At 63.3% G+C, this 16,694-nt stretch carries 14 protein-coding genes and 1 pseudogene; 12 read left to right on the forward strand and 3 right to left on the reverse strand.

All coding sequences use genetic code 11. From position 1 onward, the window contains the following. Positions 1–1,377: pseudogene (locus tag C8J33_RS27080) on the forward strand (hypothetical protein); the annotation flags it as partial. Positions 1,378–1,490: 113 nt separating this feature from the next. On the opposite strand, the gene C8J33_RS17405 reads toward C8J33_RS27080, so the two are convergent. Together C8J33_RS17405 and C8J33_RS17410 are read right to left on the reverse strand one after the other, a co-directional pair. Continuing rightward, positions 1,491–2,549: an ABC transporter permease gene (locus C8J33_RS17405; protein ID WP_110802535.1), complete on the reverse strand. Its 1,059-nt coding sequence runs from the start codon at positions 2,547–2,549 to the stop codon at positions 1,491–1,493. Beyond that, entirely contained in the window at positions 2,546–4,039 is a 1,494-nt protein-coding gene (locus tag C8J33_RS17410) for a sugar ABC transporter ATP-binding protein (protein ID WP_132664990.1), read from the reverse strand. Before C8J33_RS17410 ends, C8J33_RS17405 begins: the two co-directional genes overlap by 4 nt. Positions 4,040–4,339: 300 nt before the next feature. Between C8J33_RS17410 and C8J33_RS17415 the strand changes: the two genes are divergently transcribed. Together C8J33_RS17415 and C8J33_RS17420 are read left to right on the forward strand one after the other, a co-directional pair. Next, positions 4,340–5,386, forward strand: coding sequence for a substrate-binding domain-containing protein (locus tag C8J33_RS17415; protein ID WP_110802533.1), 1,047 nt, complete (start codon positions 4,340–4,342; stop codon positions 5,384–5,386). Positions 5,387–5,433: 47 nt separating this feature from the next. Then, the gene (locus tag C8J33_RS17420; RefSeq protein ID WP_110802531.1) at positions 5,434–5,625 is read left to right on the forward strand and encodes a hypothetical protein; all 192 of its coding nucleotides are present in this window, start codon (positions 5,434–5,436) and stop codon (positions 5,623–5,625) included. Positions 5,626–5,674: 49 nt separating this feature from the next. Here C8J33_RS17420 and C8J33_RS17425 read toward each other — a convergent pair whose 3' ends face one another. Further along, positions 5,675–6,688, reverse strand: coding sequence for a zinc-binding alcohol dehydrogenase family protein (locus C8J33_RS17425; protein ID WP_132664975.1), 1,014 nt, complete (start codon positions 6,686–6,688; stop codon positions 5,675–5,677). Between the two features lie 121 nt (positions 6,689–6,809). Here C8J33_RS17425 and C8J33_RS17430 point away from each other — a divergent pair, with 121 nt between their 5' ends. From C8J33_RS17430 to C8J33_RS17470, 9 genes are all read left to right on the forward strand, one after another. Beyond that, positions 6,810–7,205, forward strand: a complete 396-nt coding sequence (locus C8J33_RS17430) for a winged helix-turn-helix transcriptional regulator (RefSeq protein ID WP_132664976.1) — start codon at positions 6,810–6,812, stop codon at positions 7,203–7,205. 97 nt (positions 7,206–7,302) lie between these two features. Next, positions 7,303–8,250, forward strand: a complete 948-nt coding sequence (locus tag C8J33_RS17435; protein ID WP_110802525.1) for an MYG1 family protein — start codon at positions 7,303–7,305, stop codon at positions 8,248–8,250. Positions 8,251–8,277: 27 nt separating this feature from the next. Continuing rightward, positions 8,278–8,760: a transcription elongation factor GreA gene (gene greA, locus C8J33_RS17440; protein ID WP_110802523.1), complete on the forward strand. Its 483-nt coding sequence runs from the start codon at positions 8,278–8,280 to the stop codon at positions 8,758–8,760. A 168-nt stretch (positions 8,761–8,928) separates the two neighbouring features. Then, the gene (locus tag C8J33_RS17445) at positions 8,929–10,023 is read left to right on the forward strand and encodes a LacI family DNA-binding transcriptional regulator (protein ID WP_110802561.1); all 1,095 of its coding nucleotides are present in this window, start codon (positions 8,929–8,931) and stop codon (positions 10,021–10,023) included. Positions 10,024–10,161: 138 nt separating this feature from the next. Next, on the forward strand, positions 10,162–11,430 hold the full coding sequence (locus C8J33_RS17450; protein ID WP_110802521.1) for an ABC transporter substrate-binding protein: 1,269 nt from the start codon (positions 10,162–10,164) through the stop codon (positions 11,428–11,430). Between the two features lie 121 nt (positions 11,431–11,551). Continuing rightward, positions 11,552–12,463 carry a carbohydrate ABC transporter permease gene (locus C8J33_RS17455; RefSeq protein WP_110802520.1) on the forward strand — a complete coding sequence of 304 codons (912 nt, stop codon included), beginning with the start codon at positions 11,552–11,554 and terminating at the stop codon, positions 12,461–12,463. After that, positions 12,460–13,293, forward strand: coding sequence for a carbohydrate ABC transporter permease (locus C8J33_RS17460; RefSeq protein WP_110802518.1), 834 nt, complete (start codon positions 12,460–12,462; stop codon positions 13,291–13,293). Before C8J33_RS17455 ends, C8J33_RS17460 begins: the two co-directional genes overlap by 4 nt. A 10-nt stretch (positions 13,294–13,303) precedes the next feature. Beyond that, complete coding sequence (locus C8J33_RS17465; protein ID WP_110802559.1) at positions 13,304–15,550, forward strand: glycoside hydrolase family 2 protein; 2,247 nt, start codon at positions 13,304–13,306, stop codon at positions 15,548–15,550. A gap of 8 nt (positions 15,551–15,558) precedes the next feature. Further along, on the forward strand, positions 15,559–16,641 hold the full coding sequence (locus C8J33_RS17470) for an ABC transporter ATP-binding protein (protein WP_110802517.1): 1,083 nt from the start codon (positions 15,559–15,561) through the stop codon (positions 16,639–16,641). Positions 16,642–16,694 lie beyond the last annotated feature (53 nt).

Consider the following 16,694-nt stretch of genomic DNA (forward strand, 5'->3'; position numbering starts at 1 on the left):
TCGGCCCTCAACGCTAATGTGTTGTCGAAGCTCTCGACGGACAACATCGCGGCCCTGACGTCCACGCAGCTCGGTGGTCTGACGACCGCACAGGCTGGCGCTCTCGGTACGGCCCAGATCAAGGTGCTCTCGACGGCCCAGATCGACGGCTTGACGACGGCGCAGGTCAAGGTCCTGACGGCGGTACAGGTCGGTGCCCTGACAACGGATGGTCTGGCTTCGCTCTCGACCGATCAGGTCGCAGTGTTGAGCACGGCCGTGGTCGCCGCGCTGTCCTCCACGCAGATCGGCGCTCTGACCAGCGTGCAGCTCGATGCCTTCGATACCAAGCAGCTGGCGGCCCTGTCGCCGGCAGCCGCAGCCGGCCTCGAAACGGCAGACATGGCAACGATCTCGTCGACGGAAATCTCGGCTCTCAACGCGAAGGTGTTGTCGAACCTCTCGACGGCGAACATCGCGGCCCTGACCTCCACCCAGCTCGGCGGTCTGACGACGGCACAGGCCGGTGCCCTCGGTACGGCCCAGATCAAGGTGCTTTCGACGGCCCAGATCGACGGCCTGACGACGGCGGCGGTCAAGGTCCTGACGGCGGCTCAGGTCGGCGCCCTGACAACGGATGGTCTGGCTTCACTCTCCACCGATCAGGTCGCAGCCCTGAACACGGCGGCGATCGCCTCCCTCTCCTCCACGCAGATCGGCGCTCTGAGCAGCGTGCAGCTCGATGCCTTCGATACCAAGCAGCTGGCGGCGCTTTCGTCGGCAGCGGCTGCAGGCCTTGAAACCGTCGACATGGCAACGATCTCATCGACGGAAATCTCGGCTCTCAGCGCCAGGGTGTTGTCGAGCCTCTCGACGGCGAACATCGCGGCCCTGACGTCTACCCAGTTGAGCGGTCTGACGACGGCACAGGCCAGCGCTCTCGGCACGGCTCAGATCAAGGTGCTTTCGACGGCCCAGATCGACGGCCTCACGACGGCGCAGGTCAAGGTTCTGACGGCGGCACAGGTCGGCGCTCTGACGACCGACGGTCTGGCCTCGCTCTCGACCGATCAGGTCGCAGCCCTGGGTACCGGCGCTGTTGCCGCGCTCTCGACCGCGCAGCTGGATGCCATGTCGTCCGACCAGATCGGTGCGCTGACAGCTACCCAGGTGTCTGTGCTTGGCTCGGCAGCGATCGCTGCTCTGTCCTCGCAGGACCTCCTGGCCTTCTCGACGAGCGATATCGCTGCCATCAACCTCCGGGCACTGGCAGGGCTCTCGACGGCGGATATCGGCAACCTGTCGACCACGCAGGTACGGGCCTTCACGACGACCCAGGTCGCCGCGTTCGACACGGAGCAGATGAACGCTATCGTCATCGCCTACCAGCAGATCTAAAACACATACCGCCATTCGGGCTTGTCCCGGATGGCGGTGATCCTTCCAATATCAAGATCCCGCCGGCTGATGCACATGCGTCAGCCGGCGAACGTCGTCTGAAAAACGGTGGCCTACAGCCGGTTCCGCGCAACCCCGTAGGTCAGCGCCAGCGCTCCCACGAGGACGGCACCTTTGATGAAGTCCTGCGTGTAGTAGGGGGCATTCAGCATGGTCAGCCCATTCAGAAGCACGCCGACGAAAACTGCGCCGATGATGGTGCCAAAGACATTGGGACGCCGCAGGCCGAGCACCGCAAAGCCGATCAGCGCGGCGGCGACCGAATCCATGAGGAGGGACGCGCCGGAGGAGACATCGCCGCGACCGACGCGTGCCGCGACGATGATGCCACCGACAGAGGCCAAGGCACCCGAAAGCACATAGGCGATGGTCTTGATACGCGCGGTGTTCGCGCCTGCGAGCCGCGCAGCGATCTCGTTGCCGCCGGTGGCGAAGAGGACGCGGCCGAAGCGGGTCTTTTCGGTGAGGACGAAGAGGACAACGGCGAGCGCCGCCATGATGACGACCGGAATGGGGACGGTTCCCCAAAGACTGGATCGGCCGATCAGGAGGAAAGAAGGATCGACCCGCCCGGTGGCCGTCGTGCCGTCCGGCAGGATGAGGCCGGCCGAAATCGAGCGGCCTGCGGTCGGGATCAGTTGCAAGCCGGTGAGAAGGAACATCGTCGATAGCGTTGCCAGGAGATCGGGCACCCCGAGGCGGACGATGAGCAACGCGTTGAACAGGCCGACGAGAGCCCCGAAAGCGATCACGAGGACCACCGTTTCCGTCGCGTTCAAGCCGAGCACGATCATCGCGTAGCTTGCGGCCATGACGCTGGAAGCGGCGACCGCGCCGACGGACAGGTCGAACCCGCCGATGGCCAGCGTCACGGTGACGCCGGCGCCGATAATGGCGACGACGGAGACGCCCTGCAAAATGCTCATCAGATTGCCGACCGTGAGGAAGGCAGGCTGCGCGACCGCGAAGACTATCAGGAGAACGGCCAACAGCAGGAATACGGCACTGCTGCGAACCGCTTCGCGGATCGCGTCCAGACCGGGTAGACGCAATGAGGTGGTGCTGTTCGGGTCAAGGGGAGAGGCGGCGTGTGCCGGGTCCTGCGGGATCATGCGTCTTCCTTTTGTTCGCGAAGTGCCTGCGGCTCGGTGATCTCACCGTGCGCAGCGGTCTCGATCGTGTGGCGGGAGAGGGTGAGGACGCGGTCGGCGACGGCGTGCGCTTCGTCCGGATCCGATGTGGCTATCAGGGTGGCCCGCCCGCGCTGGCTGCGCAGCGCGTCGATGATATCCTGGCGTGCGCCGATATCGACGCCCTGGAAGGGTTCGTCCAGAAGCAGGATGCGGCTGACAGCAGCATCCCAACGGGCGAGAACCACCTTCTGCTGGTTGCCGCCGGACAGCGACCAGACCGAGGCATCGGGACTGCGCGCCTTGATCCCCAGCCGTTCGATGGCCCTCGCGGCCTCGCGGTTTTCCCGTCGTGTGTCGATCAGGCCGGAGGGATACCAGCGGGCCAGATGCGGGAGGCTGATCGTTTCGGCGATGCTCTCGCCCGGCCAGCCAGCCGGCATCAGAGACGAGCGATGGCGATCCTCGGCGGCCATCACGACGCCGGCGGCGATGGCCTCGGCCGGTCCTTTCGGACGGTAGGGCATGCCGGCAAGCGTCATGTTACCGGACGCCAGGGGATAAACGCCGAACAGGGTCGAAAGAAGCCGGCTCTTGCCCGCCCCAAGGACGCCTGTGATGGCGACGATCTCGCCCTCGTGAACCGTCAGGTCGAACGGTAGGCTGTCGGGCAGGAGGGCGGCGCCGTGAAGGTGGAGGAGAGGTTTACCGGGCGCTGCAGCCTCTCGTGTTTCGGCCGCGGGTAGTGGTCGCCCGATCATCGCCTCGATGGCGGCGTCGAAATCGATCGGCCGCGCGAAGCGCCCGACATCGCGTCCGTTACGAAGGACGACGACGCGATCGGCCAGCGCCTGAAGATCGGCCGTGCGGTGGGAGATGTAGAGAATGGCTAGGCCTTGGGCCTTCAATGCCCGCAAGAGCGCGTAAAGCCTCTGGCTTTCCAGCGACGAGAGGCTTGCGGTGGGTTCGTCGAGGATCAGCAGTTCGGCTTTGTTGGAGAGCGCGCGGGCAATGGCTACCATCTGCCGATCTGCTGTGCCGAGATCGCCGAAACGACGGTCGAGAGGTAGGTCGATGCCCGTTCCCTTCAGAAGACGGGCGGCCGATCTGCGGACCGAGGCCGTGGAGAGAAAGAAGGGTTGGCGGCCGTCGATGAAGCAGTCGAGCATCAGCGCGTCGGCAACGGTGAGATCGGGAATGCCAACGACATCCGTCGATTGGTGCACGGTGACCACCCCGGCGCGACCGGCCGCCGCAGGGCTTGCCGGAGCAAAGGGCAGGCCCTTCCAGAGAACGGCGCCGCTATCGGCTCTCTGGACGCCGGAGAGGATCTTGACGAGCGTCGATTTGCCCGCGCCGTTCGCGCCCATCAAAGCAACGATTTCGCCGGCTTCGATGCTGAGCGAGGCAGCGTCCAGGGCGCGTGTGGAGCCGAAAGAGAGGGAAAGCGAACGGATATCGAGAAGCGGCATGACGAGGGTCTCCGGATGTTCGGCAAGGCGTGCCGCATCCATGGACCTCCGACAAGGCGTGCCCCTGTTATAGTCGAGTGAGTTTGTAGAATATTATTGCGTTGGAGCCGGTGTGGCCGCTTTTCGTGCACATTCACGGGGGAGAGCGTCGGTGTTCCGCGTTCTACGTCGGGCACAGCATTTGCAAAATGCATCCGCAAACGCGGAGAATGACGCTATTTATTATCTACCATTATACTAGACTAAATGGCCTGATAGGACAACGCTCGATCCGGCGTCGTTCAACGGGAACCCACGACCATGAAGCCCTTCCTCCGTCTCGCCCTTACAACCGCCACGCTCCCTCTTTTTCTCGTGTTGCCTGCGCAGGCAGCAGGACTTCCCGGCGCGCCCGCACCGTTCGACAAGGGAGGCGCAAAGATCGCCCTGATCAGCTACATCTCCGCCGGAGACTTCTTCCAGGCCTATCAGGCGGGAGCGGAAGCGCAGGCCAAGGCGCTCGGCGTCGATCTCAGGGTGTTCCCCGGCCGCCAGAACGCGAGCGAACAGCGCGAACAGATTCTTCAGGCGATCAACCTCGGTGTCGATGGCATCGTGATCGATCACGGCCTGCCGGAATCGCTGGGCGATGTGGTCGAGCAGGCCTTGAGCAAGAATATCAAGGTGGTCGCTTTCGACGTCAATCTGAACAATCCGAAGATCCCGCAGGTGGAGCAATCCGACCACCGCCTCGCCGAACTCGCTCTCGACAAGGCCATCAAGGACAATGGGACGGCCTTCAAGGCGGGCTACGTTTATGTCGCAGGCTTCGCGCCGCTCGACCGCCGCAACGAGGTCTGGGAAAAGGTGAAGGCGGCAAATCCCGGTATCGAACAGAAGGCGCATTTCGGCAGTGTCAGCGATACCACGGCCGCGACAACCGCAGACCAGGCCAAGGCCGCGCTGCAGGCAAACCCCGATATTACCGTCGTCTTTGCGCCCTATGACGAGTTCGCGCGCGGGGTAAAGCTGGCGCTTGCCGATCTCGGGCGGTCCGACGCGGTGAAGATCTACTCGGCGGATGTCTCCACCGCCGATATCCAGGAGATCACCGAGGCCGGTAGCCCCTGGGTCGCGACGGCTGCGACCAATCCGGCCGTCGTCGGCGCGGTTTCGATCCGCGCGGTGGCGCTGCAGATCGCCGGACAGCCCGTACCGCCCCGGATCGTCGTGGAGCCCTTGCTGATCACGCAGGACGAGCTTCGGGCAGCCGGTGTCCAGACGGTCGAGGACCTCGCCCGGAAGATCCCCGCCTTCTCGACCAGTGCAGCCGTGACGGCCGACTGGATCCCCGCCGCGGCATTCTGAGCCGCCGTCGGAGACTCCTAAAAAGCAACCTCGCAGGAGGAAACGATATGGCAGGAGTAGGACATGTCCTGCGGCTGGAAAGCCTGCGCGATGATCTGGAGACCCGCCTGTTTCTCCACGAGGAGCGGCGTTGCTTCGGCGATGACGACGTGGATGACGGTACGTGGCAGGACTTGAAGGTCCGGATCCGCGATCTCTCGCGGGAGATCAGCGCCTTGCGCCATTGCGCGAGCTGCTAAATCCCCGTGCGAGCTTCAGCCCCTGCCGGAGGTCGGCAGGGGCTTGAGGTCAGAAGCCTTCGAGCACGATCTTGCCGCGCGCCTTGCCGCTTTCGATCACGGCATGCGCTTGTTTCAGGTTCTTGGCATTGATCGGTCGCAGCACCTCCGTCACCGTCGTGCGGATCTTGCCGGCGTCGATCAGGGCAGTGACCTCGGTAAGCAGCTTGCCCTGCTCGTCCATGTCGGGCGTTTCGAAGATCGAGCGGGTGAACATCAGCTCCCAGTGAATGGACACGGCCTTGCGCTTGAAGCCGGTGACATCGAGGCTTTCCGGATCATCGATCAGGCCGAAGCGGCCCTGCGGGGCGATGAGGCTGATGATCTCGGCGAGATGACGGTGCGTTTCCGTGGTGGAGAACACGAAGGCCGGGGCGCCGATGCCGAGCGCGGTTATCTGGTCTGCGAGCGGTTTGCTGTGATCTATGACGTGATGCGCGCCGAGCTCGCGGACCCAATCCCGCGTCTCCGGCCGTGACGCCGTCGCAATGACGGTCAGGCCTGTGAGGGCACGCACGAGCTGGATGGCGATCGATCCGACACCGCCGGCGCCGCCGATGATGAGAATGGCGTCTGCCGCGCCCGCGACCGGCTTGCGCACGTCGAGACGATCGAACAGCATTTCCCACGCCGTGATGGCCGTAAGCGGCAAAGCGGCGGCTTCGGCATTCGATAGAGAGGACGGCTTCCTGCCCACAAGCCGCTCATCGACCAGATGGAATTCGCTGTTTGCGCCCGGCCGCAGCAGGGAGCCGGCATAGTAGACGGCATCGCCAGGCTTGAACCCTGCGACGGCGGCGCCCACCTCCACGACTCGACCGACAGCATCCCAGCCGAGCACTTTATGCGCGCCGGCTTCGGGCGAGACGTTTTTCCGGATCTTCGTATCCACCGGGTTCACCGAGATCGCATCCACGGCGACCAGAAGATCGCGGGGCCCGGGCGTCGGCTTGGAGATTTCGACATCGATGAGCGCGTCGTCGCGCTCGATGGTGCCGGCCTTGGTGTAGGCGACTGCTTTCATGATCAGGTTCCTCGTCTTCTTGCTGCCGGCCCATCCGGTTGCTTCCTGCTTGATATGCGCATACGCTCGACAGAATGGAATACGCACAAAGAGAGTACATAGTGTCGAAAAGGATACCGTCATGGCGAAGGTCCGGCATTCCCGGTTCGACTGCAGCCCCGGCTGCTCGGTGGAAGCAGCGATCGGGTTGATCGACGGCAAGTGGAAATCCGTCATTCTGTTCCATCTCCTGTCGGGCACGCTCCGGTTCAACGAGATCCGCAAGATCATCCCCAACATGACGCAGCGCATGCTGACCAACCAGCTGCGCGAGATGGAGGATGACGGCCTGATCTCGCGCAAGGTCTATGCGCAGGTTCCGCCGAAGGTCGAATACAGCCTGTCGCCGCTCGGCCGGTCGATGGAGCCGGTGCTGCTGGCGCTGAAGCAGTGGGGAGACGCCAATCTCGGCCTCTACGGCAAGCCGAAGATCGCCAACCCCGATGAGGCGGCATCCGCCGACAGCGTTGCGGCCTGAAGAAGGCGCTTTCGAAACCGGTTGAGATCAGGGGACGGAGCGTCTATCTGATGGGCACGCGCAGGCGCGAACGTCCCGACAGAACAAGGCATCCGGCATGACCCTTACCTATCTCGTCACCCATTCCGGTGGCTTCCATGCCGATGAGCTTCTCTCGAGCGTCATCCTGACACGGCTTTATCCCGAGGCGCGGATCGTTCGCAGCCGGGCGCCGGAATGGATCACGGCCGGCGCGGACAGGATCGTCTACGATGTCGGCGGCGCCTATGACGCGGAGACACGCATCTTCGACCATCACCAGCGCGGCGCACCGGTGCGGGACGATGGTCAGCCCTACAGCTCCTTCGGCCTGATCTGGCGGCATTTCGGACAGGACTACCTCCGTGCGTCCAGTGTTCCCGAGGCGCATGTCGCGACGATCCATGCCGCCTTCGACGGCAGCTTCGTCCTGCCGGTCGATCTGGTCGATAACGGCGCGCTCAGCCCCTCGACGGCAGGCCTTCTCGCCGGCCTGACGCTTCCGGCCCTGCTCGAAACGCTGAAGCCTGTCTTCGACGAAGCCGACCCGGACGCGGAAAACCGAAGCTTTCATGCCGCGCTCGCCATTGCGCGCAGCTTCGTAGAGGCCAGCATCGGCAAGTCTGCGGCCAAGCTGCGCGCGGAGGCGCTGGTCATGAGCGCGATCGAGGCGGCAGGGCAGGGGAACATTCTGGAGCTTCCGCTCGGCATGCCCTTCCGTTCGGCGGTGGTGAAGGCCGGCGCCGATCAGCTGCTCTTCGTTGTGCACCCGCGTGACAAGGACTGGTGCGTCACGGGTATTCGCCGCGCGGACGAGGGCTTCGAGCTTCGCGCAGACCTGCCTGCCGCCTGGGCCGGGCTGACGAATGCCGACCTCGAGGCAGCCAGCGGCGTGGCCGGCGCGAGCTTCTGCCACAAGGGCCGCTTCATCGCAGCCGCCCGCACGCGCGAGGCAGCTATGGCTCTGGCGGAGATCGCCGTCGCCGAAGCGCTGGCCGAGAAAGCAAGCGTCGCCGCCGTCGCCTGATCGCGGCGCGATGCAGGGAGGTCCGGAATGAGCGTCGCCTTTACCAAGGAAGAAAGCTTCGAGACGGCATCGGAAACGCTCGTTCCCGACCGTCCGATCTCGGCGCATCCGAACCTCGTGACGCAGGAGGGTTTTGCGGCGCTGGAGGCGCAGTTGGAGCAGGCACGGACCGCCTATACAGCGGCGAACCTGATCGAAGACGTCAACGAGAAGCGCCGGCAGACGGCAACGCCACTGCGGGACCTGCGCTATCTCTCGGCCCGCATCCGCTCCGCGCAGGTCATGCCGGAACCGACGTCCTCGGCCAGCGTCGCCTTTGGCAGCACCGTAACGTTTTCCCGCGATGACGGCCGCGTTCAGACCTACCGGATCGTCGGCGAGGACGAGGCGGATCCGAAGGGCGGGACGATCTCGCATGTCTCGCCGGTGGCGGCCCTTTTGATCGGCAAGGCCGTGGGCGATGTCGTCAGCGTCAATGGTCAGGAGCTGGAGATCGTCGCCATTGCGTGATGTGGCGCGATAATCCTCTTCAAGGATGAGCAGCGTGGCGCAGTGGACCTACGGTAAAAATCTCCGACCCTGGCTCGAAAGCCGGTAAATATTTACTGACAGCGAGTGGACAATGGGGCAAGTTGCTTCGTCCCGTCACCGGCTTTCAGCATCGAGCTTCAGCATCTCATGGTCACCATCAAGGAAATCGCGAAAGCTGTCGGCGTGTCCTCCGCGACGGTGTCCCGCGTCCTGAACTACGATCCCGCTCTTTCGATTTCCGCCGCCAAGCGGCAGGCGATCATCGAGACGGCGGAGGCGCTGAATTACGCCACCCCCCGCAACCGCGCCCGCCAGAGCGAGGCTTTGCAGCAGGAGGCGGCGCAGAACGGAGCCGGTCACCACGGTGGCGCCGAGCCAAGCATCCTTCCTCGGCTCGCCATCGTCCATTTCCTGGAACCGTCCGACGAGGTGGCCGACCCCTATTATGTCGGCGTTCGCCTCGGCATCGAGAACCGGTGTCGCGAGTTGCGCACCGATATCGTCAAGGTCTTCCATTCCGATACCCTGCCGGACGCAGCGCTTCTGGCGGACGTCGCCGGTGTCATCGTCATCGGCAAGCACTCGGACAATGAGATCGCCTGGCTCGACGAGCATTGTCGCCATGTCGTCTTCGCCGATTTCGTGCCATCGTCCGACCGCTTCGACTGTGTGCATAGCGATCTCGTTGCCGCGACACACAAGGTATTAGATACGCTTCATCATCTCGACTATGAGCGGATCGCCTTCATCGGCAGCTACGAGCATCTGAACGGGGAAACCCAGCATTTTGGCGAGCGGCGCTGCAAGGCCTATATCGATTGGCAGACGGCGCGCGGCACCTTCGACACAGAACTTCTGGTGCTCGGCGAGAGTTGCGATTCCGGGCAGAACCTGCGGCTCGAAACCGGCTACGAACTCGCGCGCCAACTCCTGTCCCGGCGCCCGCTACCCGATATCATCCTGACCGCGAACGACAATATGGCGATCGGCACCTACCGCGCCGCGCGCGAGGCTGGCCTGTCGATCCCCGACGACGTGGCGATCGTTTCCTTCAACGATATCCCCGTGGCACAATTCCTGACGCCACCGCTGTCGACCGTGAAGATCCACGGGGAGCATATCGGCGAGACCGCGGTCAACCTGCTGCTCGAGCGGCTAGGCGGTCGCAGCTATGCCAAGATGGTGACGATCCCGACCGAGACGATCTGGCGCGGCAGCTGCCGGGCTCCCGGGGCCCTGTGACCGCAGTCGCAGCAGACCTCTTTTGCAGCGCGATAAATATTTACTAAATTTCTGTTGCCCTTGCGCAAAGTTTAGGAAATACTCTCTCCCAAGACAGGTGGAGCTGTCTCAGCCATCGGGACTTCAGGGAGGAAGACCATGCATTTTCAGCGTATTTCCAAGACCTTCGCAGCCGTTGCTCTGGCGGGCACGAGCTTCTTCGCCACCACCGCGGCCTTTGCCGGCGAGATCACCGTGTGGTGCTGGGACCCCAATTTCAACGTCGCGATCATGAAGGAAGCGGGTGAGCTCTATACCGCGAAACACCCGGAAACCACCTTCAACATCGTCGACTTCGCCAAGGCCGATGTCGAGCAGAAGCTGCAGACGGCGCTGACATCCGGCACCACGGATGCGCTTCCCGATATCGTCCTGATCGAGGACTACGGCGCGCAGAAATACCTACAGTCCTTCCCCGGTGCTTTCGCGCCCATGTCCGATACGGTCGATTATTCCGGCTTCGCGCCCTACAAGGTCAAGCTGATGACGGTGGACGACAAGGTCTACGGTATGCCGTTCGACAGCGGCGTGACGGGCCTCTACTACCGCAAGGATTATCTGGAACAGGCCGGCTTCAAGCCCGCCGACATGCAGGACATCACCTGGGATCGCTTCATCGAGATCGGCAAGGTCGTCGAGGAGAAGACCGGCAAGAAGATGCTTGGTCTCGATATCACCGATGCCGGCTTCACCCGCATCCTCATGCAGTCGGCGGGCCAGTGGTATTTCGATGCCGAAGGCAATCTGAGTATCGAGAACAACACGGCGCTGAAGGCGGCGCTGGAAACGCAGCAGAAGATCCTCAAGGCCAACATCCACAAGCCGGCCGCTGGCTGGACGGACTGGGTCGGCACCTTCACGTCCGGCGATGTCGCAACGGTCACGACCGGCGTCTGGATTACCGGAACGATCAAAGCCCAGGCCGACCAGTCCGGCAAGTGGGGCGTCGCGCCTCTGCCGAGCCTCGGTATCGAGGGGGCGACGCATGCTTCCAACCTCGGCGGCTCCAGCTGGTACGTGGTCGAAAGCTCGTCCGAGAAGAAGGAAGCCATCGACTTCCTCAACGAGGTCTATGCCAAGGATATCTCGTTCTATCAGGACATCCTGACGACGCGTGGCGCCGTGGGCTCGCTGACAGCCGCCCGCACAGGCGATGCCTACATGCTGGCCGATCCGTTCTTCGGCGGCGAAAAGGTGTGGCAAAATTTCGCCGACTGGCTCTCCAAGGTGCCGCCGGTCAATTACGGCATCTTCACCAACGAGGTCGACACCGCCGTGACGGCGCATCTGCCGTCGCTGGCCCAAGGCGCCGACATTCCCACGGTGCTGAAGGAAATTCAGTCGCAGGCCGAAGGCCAGATTCAGTAAGCGGTTCCTCCCAGCCGCGCTGCGGTGTCGCGCCTCCCTCCGGGCGCGGCACCGGCTTATCCCCAGGCCCAGTAGGCCGGGGCTGAAGCGCATTCTTCATCCAACAGGTCCCGGCGGAAACATGGCTCACGCGAAAACAGGTGGCGCCCGAACAAGCGGGCTGAAGCGATATTACGACGTCAACGGCTGGCTGTTCATCGCGCCCGCCATCGGCCTGATCGGCCTGTTCCTCATCTACCCCATCTTCCGCTCGCTCTACCTCTCGTTCTTCTCGGGCAGGGGTATGATGATGAAATTCGCGGGCTTCGGGAACATCACGCGGCTGAGCGGCGATCCGGTGTTTCTAAAGGCGCTGACCAACACGACGATCTTCTTCGTCGTGCAGGTGCCGATCATGATCGTGCTCGCGCTGATGCTCGCCTCGCTGCTGAACACGGACCGCCTGAAGTTCGCCGGCGTCTTCCGCACCGCCATCTTCCTGCCCTGCGTCGCCTCGCTGGTCGCCTATTCCATCCTGTTCAAGAGCATGTTCTCGATCGACGGCGTCATCAATCAGGCGCTTCTTGCGGTCGGCATCATCGGCTCGCCGATCGGCTGGCTGACCGAGCCCTTCTGGGCGAAAGTCCTCGTCATCCTCGCCATCACCTGGCGGTGGACCGGCTACAACATGATCTTCTACCTCGCCGCCCTGCAGAACATCGACCGCTCGATCTACGAGGCCGCCCGCATCGACGGTGTGCCGGCCTGGGCGCGCTTCGTTCACCTCACCATCCCCATGCTGAAGCCGGTGATCCTGTTCACCACCATCATTTCCACCATCGGCACGATCCAGCTGTTCGATGAGGTCTATAATCTGACCGAGGGCAAGGGCGGGCCGGCGGATGCGACGATCACGCTGTCGCTCTACATCTACAATCTCACCTTCCGCTACATGCCGAGCTTCGGCTACGCCGCCACGATCTCCTACGTGATCGTCGTCATGGTAGCGGTGCTGTCCTTCCTGCAATTCTACGCCGCTAGGGAGCGTTCATGACCGCCGTCTCCGCTTCCCGGGCAAGCCGTGCCCTGCCGCGCGCCGCCACGTATGTCGCCCTCTCGGTCGCCGCCTTCGTTTCGGTCTTTCCCTTCATCTGGATGATGATCTCCTCGACCAACACGTCGATCGACATCATCAAGGGCAAGGCGACGTTCGGTAGCGCCTTTTCCACCAATGTCGCGAATTTCTTCGCGCAGGTCGATGTGCCCCTGGTGTTCTGGAACTCGGCCAAGGTGGCGATCCTCGCGACGCTGTTGACCATCGCCGTGTCGTCGCTTGCCGGCTACGGCTTCGAGATGTTCCGCTCCAAGATGCGCGATCGCATCTATTCGCTGGTGCTGCTGACGCTGATGGTGCCGTTTGCAGCGCTCATGATCCCCCTGTTCATGATGATGGGCAAGGCGGGGCTCATCAACACGCACATCGCCATCCTGCTCCCGACAGTCGCTTCCGCCTTCATCATCTTCTACTTCCGCCAGGCAACGAAGGCCTTTCCGACGGAACTTCGGGACGCTGCCAAGGTGGACGGGCTGAAGGAGTGGCATATCTTTCTCTACATCTACGTTCCCGTGATGCGCTCCACCTATGCCGCCGCCTTCGTCATCGTCTTCATGATGAACTGGAACAACTATCTCTGGCCGCTGATCGTTCTCCAGTCGAACGACACGAAGACGATCACCCTCGTCGTCTCGTCGCTGGCCTCCGCCTATTACCCCGACTTCGGCGTGGTCATGATCGGCACGATCCTCGCCACACTTCCAACCCTTCTCGTCTTCTTCGTCATGCAGCGCCAGTTCGTGGCCGGCATGCTCGGTTCTGTGAAATAGGATGTCGACAATGCGTAAGTATGAAAGCTTCAACGGCAACTGGACCTTCAGCGAAGGCTTCGACGCTGCGAAAGCCGGACAGCCGCTGAATGGGGAAACCGTGCGCCTGCCGCACACCGCCGTGGAGCTGCCCTACAACTACTTCGACGAAACCAGCTATCAGAAGGCCTTCACCTACCAGAAGGTGATCGCCTGGGAGGCCGGCTTCGAAGGCCGTGAGGTTTCGCTCGTTTTCGACGGTGCCATGGCCGACAGCGAGGTCTATCTGAACGGCGAGAAAATCGCCTTCCACCGCGACGGTTACACACCCTTCGAGGCGCGGCTGACCGCCGGGCTGAAGCCGGGCGACAACATCGTCACCGTCAAGATCGACGGGTCCGAGAACCCCGAGATCCCGCCCTTCGGCGGCATGATCGACTATCTCTGCTATGCCGGCATCTATCGCGATGTCTGGCTGAAGGTCGCAAGCCCGGTCTCGATCCGCAACATGAAAATCGAAACGCCCGAGGCGTTGTCGGCGAGCACGGTCACGGTTCGCGTCGACCTCGCCAACCCGCAGACCCTGCCGACGACGGGCACGCTCCGCGTCTCGATCGCCGACAAGGCGGGCACTGTGGTCGGCACGGTCACGGCGGATGTCGCAGGCGACAGCACGACGCTCACGATCGACGGCCTCACCGGTCTCGCCCTCTGGGATATCGACAATCCCGTGCTCTACACGCTGACGGCGGAGCTGGAGACCGCATCCGGCACGGATGCCCTGTCGAGCAGATTCGGCTTCCGGACCGCCGAATTCACGGCGGACGGCTTCCTGCTCAACGGCAAGCCGCTCAAGCTGCGCGGGCTCAACCGGCACCAGGCCTGGCCTTATTCCGGCTATGCGATGGGACGGCGGGCGCAGGAGAAGGATGCGGATATCCTGAAATTCGACCTGCGCTGCAACATCGTGCGCACCTCGCATTATCCGCAGGCGAAGAGCTTCATCGAGCGCTGCGACGATATCGGCCTTCTCGTGTTCGAGGAGATCCCAGGCTGGCAGCATATCGGCGACGAGGCCTGGAAGACGGAATCGATCGAGAACGTCCGCCGCATGATCGAGCGCGACTGGAACCACCCCTCCATCATCATCTGGGGCGTGCGCATCAACGAGAGCCAGGACGACCACGACTTCTACGCCGAGACGAACCGTCTGGCGCGTGAACTCGACACCACCCGCCAGACCGGCGGCGTGCGCTTCATCACCAATTCCGAGCTGCTCGAAGACGTTTACACCATGAACGACTTCATCTTGGGCCTGGAGGAGACGCCCGGCAACAATCGCGGTCGCGTGGTGCTGCGCGACCGGGTGGAGACGACGGGGATCACAAAGCCGATCCCCTACATGATCACCGAATATAACGGCCACATGTACCCGACCAAACGCTTCGATCAGGAGCAGCGGCAGGCCGAGCATGTGACGCGGCATCTGTTGATCCTCGACGCGGTCGCCGGTCGCGACGATATCTCCGGCTCCACCGGCTGGTGCATGTTCGACTACAACACGCACAAGGATTTCGGCTCGGGCGACCGCGTCTGCTATCACGGCGTGCTCGACACGTTCCGCGAGCCGAAACTCGCGGCCTATGCCTATTCGTCTCAGGGCGATCCGGAAGGCGGCGTCGTGCTGCAGCCGGTGACATACTGGGCGCGCGGCGAGCGTAACATCGGCGGCGTCCTGCCGCTGATCATCCTGACGAACTGCGACTACCTGGAGATCAAATTCGGCGACTTCGAACCGAAGCGCATCGAGCCGGACCGGGAAACTTATCCGCACCTCGCGCATCCGCCCGTCATTCTCGACATGCGCAATGTCACGCCTTCGGAGTTCGGCACCTGGGGCCGGATCTGGCGTGACGGCGTGATCACCGGTTATGTGGGTGGCAAGGCGGTGAAGACCGTGGTTCTGCCGGCCGATCCGCTGCCGACGACGCTGCAGATCGCGCCGGATGACACGCAACTGCGGGCCGGCGAGAAGGACGCCGTCCGCGTCATCGTCCGCGTGCTCGATCAGGGCGGCAATATCCTGCCCTATTATGAAGAGCCAGTCCGCTTCGCCGTGGACGGTCCCGGCCGCATCATCGGCCCGTCGCTGCAGAGCTTCAAGGGCGGGGTGACCGGCTTCTGGCTGGAGGCTGGCGACACCGCCGGAACGATCACGCTATCGGCGGAGTGCGGCCTGTTCGCAGCCCAGACCGTCACCTTCACCGTCAGCGCATAGGAGCCGGAATGGCCGACGTCACCCTCAAGGACATCCGCAAGACGTTCGGCGTGCTCGACGTCATCAAGGGTGTCGATCTCGACATCAAATCGGGCGAGTTCGTCGTCTTCGTCGGCCCGTCCGGCTGCGGCAAGTCCACGCTGCTACGCATGATCGCCGGGCTGGAGGATATCACCTCCGGCACGCTGGAAATCGGCGGGCAGGTGATGAACGACGTCGATCCCTCCAAGCGTGGGATCGCCATGGTCTTCCAGTCTTACGCACTTTATCCGCATATGACCGTGCGTGAGAACATGGGCTTTGCACTGCGCTTTGCCGGGCAGGACAAGGCGGAGATCGCGCGCCGGGTCGATGCGGCCGCAAAGATCCTCGAGCTCGGGCCGCTGATGGACCGCAAGCCGAAGGCGTTGTCCGGCGGGCAGCGGCAACGCGTCGCCATTGGCCGTGCCATCGTGCGCGAGCCGGACGTGTTCCTCTTCGACGAGCCGTTGTCGAACCTCGATGCGGAGCTTCGTGTCCACATGCGCGTCGAGATCGCCCGGCTGCACAAGGAACTGAACGCCACCATCGTCTACGTCACGCACGATCAGGTGGAGGCGATGACGCTCGCCGACAAGATCGTGGTCTTGCGCGCTGGCATCGTGGAGCAGGTCGGCGCGCCGCTCGATCTCTATGACGATCCCGCAAACCTCTTCGTCGCCGGCTTCATCGGCTCACCGCGCATGAACGTCTTTGCCGGGCGGGTGATCGGCGCCAGCGGCACCACCGCCCTCGTCACGCTCGACGGCTTCGCCGATAAGGAGATTGCAGTGCCCCTGCAGGGTCCGGTGCCCTCGGCCGGCACGCCGATCCGCCTCGGCATTCGCCCGGAGCATTTCACCGATGCGGGCGAAGATAGCCTGTCGATCACCATCGACATGTTCGAGCATCTGGGCGGCGAGACCTTCGCCTATGGCCGCTCGACCTCCGGCGAAACCATCGTCGTCACCACCCGCAACGGCCGCAGCCTGTCGGCCGGCCATGTGCTGAAGGCGGGCTTCGACCCGACGCGAGCCTTGCTGTTTGCGGAAGATGGGAAGCGTATCCGCTAGCGATCACGGACGTCGAATGTTGAAGCGCCGGACCTCTCGCGGGGTTCCAGCGC

The sequence above is a fragment of the Rhizobium sp. PP-CC-3G-465 genome, assembly GCF_004343445.1.
In the GTDB taxonomy this organism is placed as follows: domain Bacteria; phylum Pseudomonadota; class Alphaproteobacteria; order Rhizobiales; family Rhizobiaceae; genus Ferranicluibacter; species Ferranicluibacter rubi.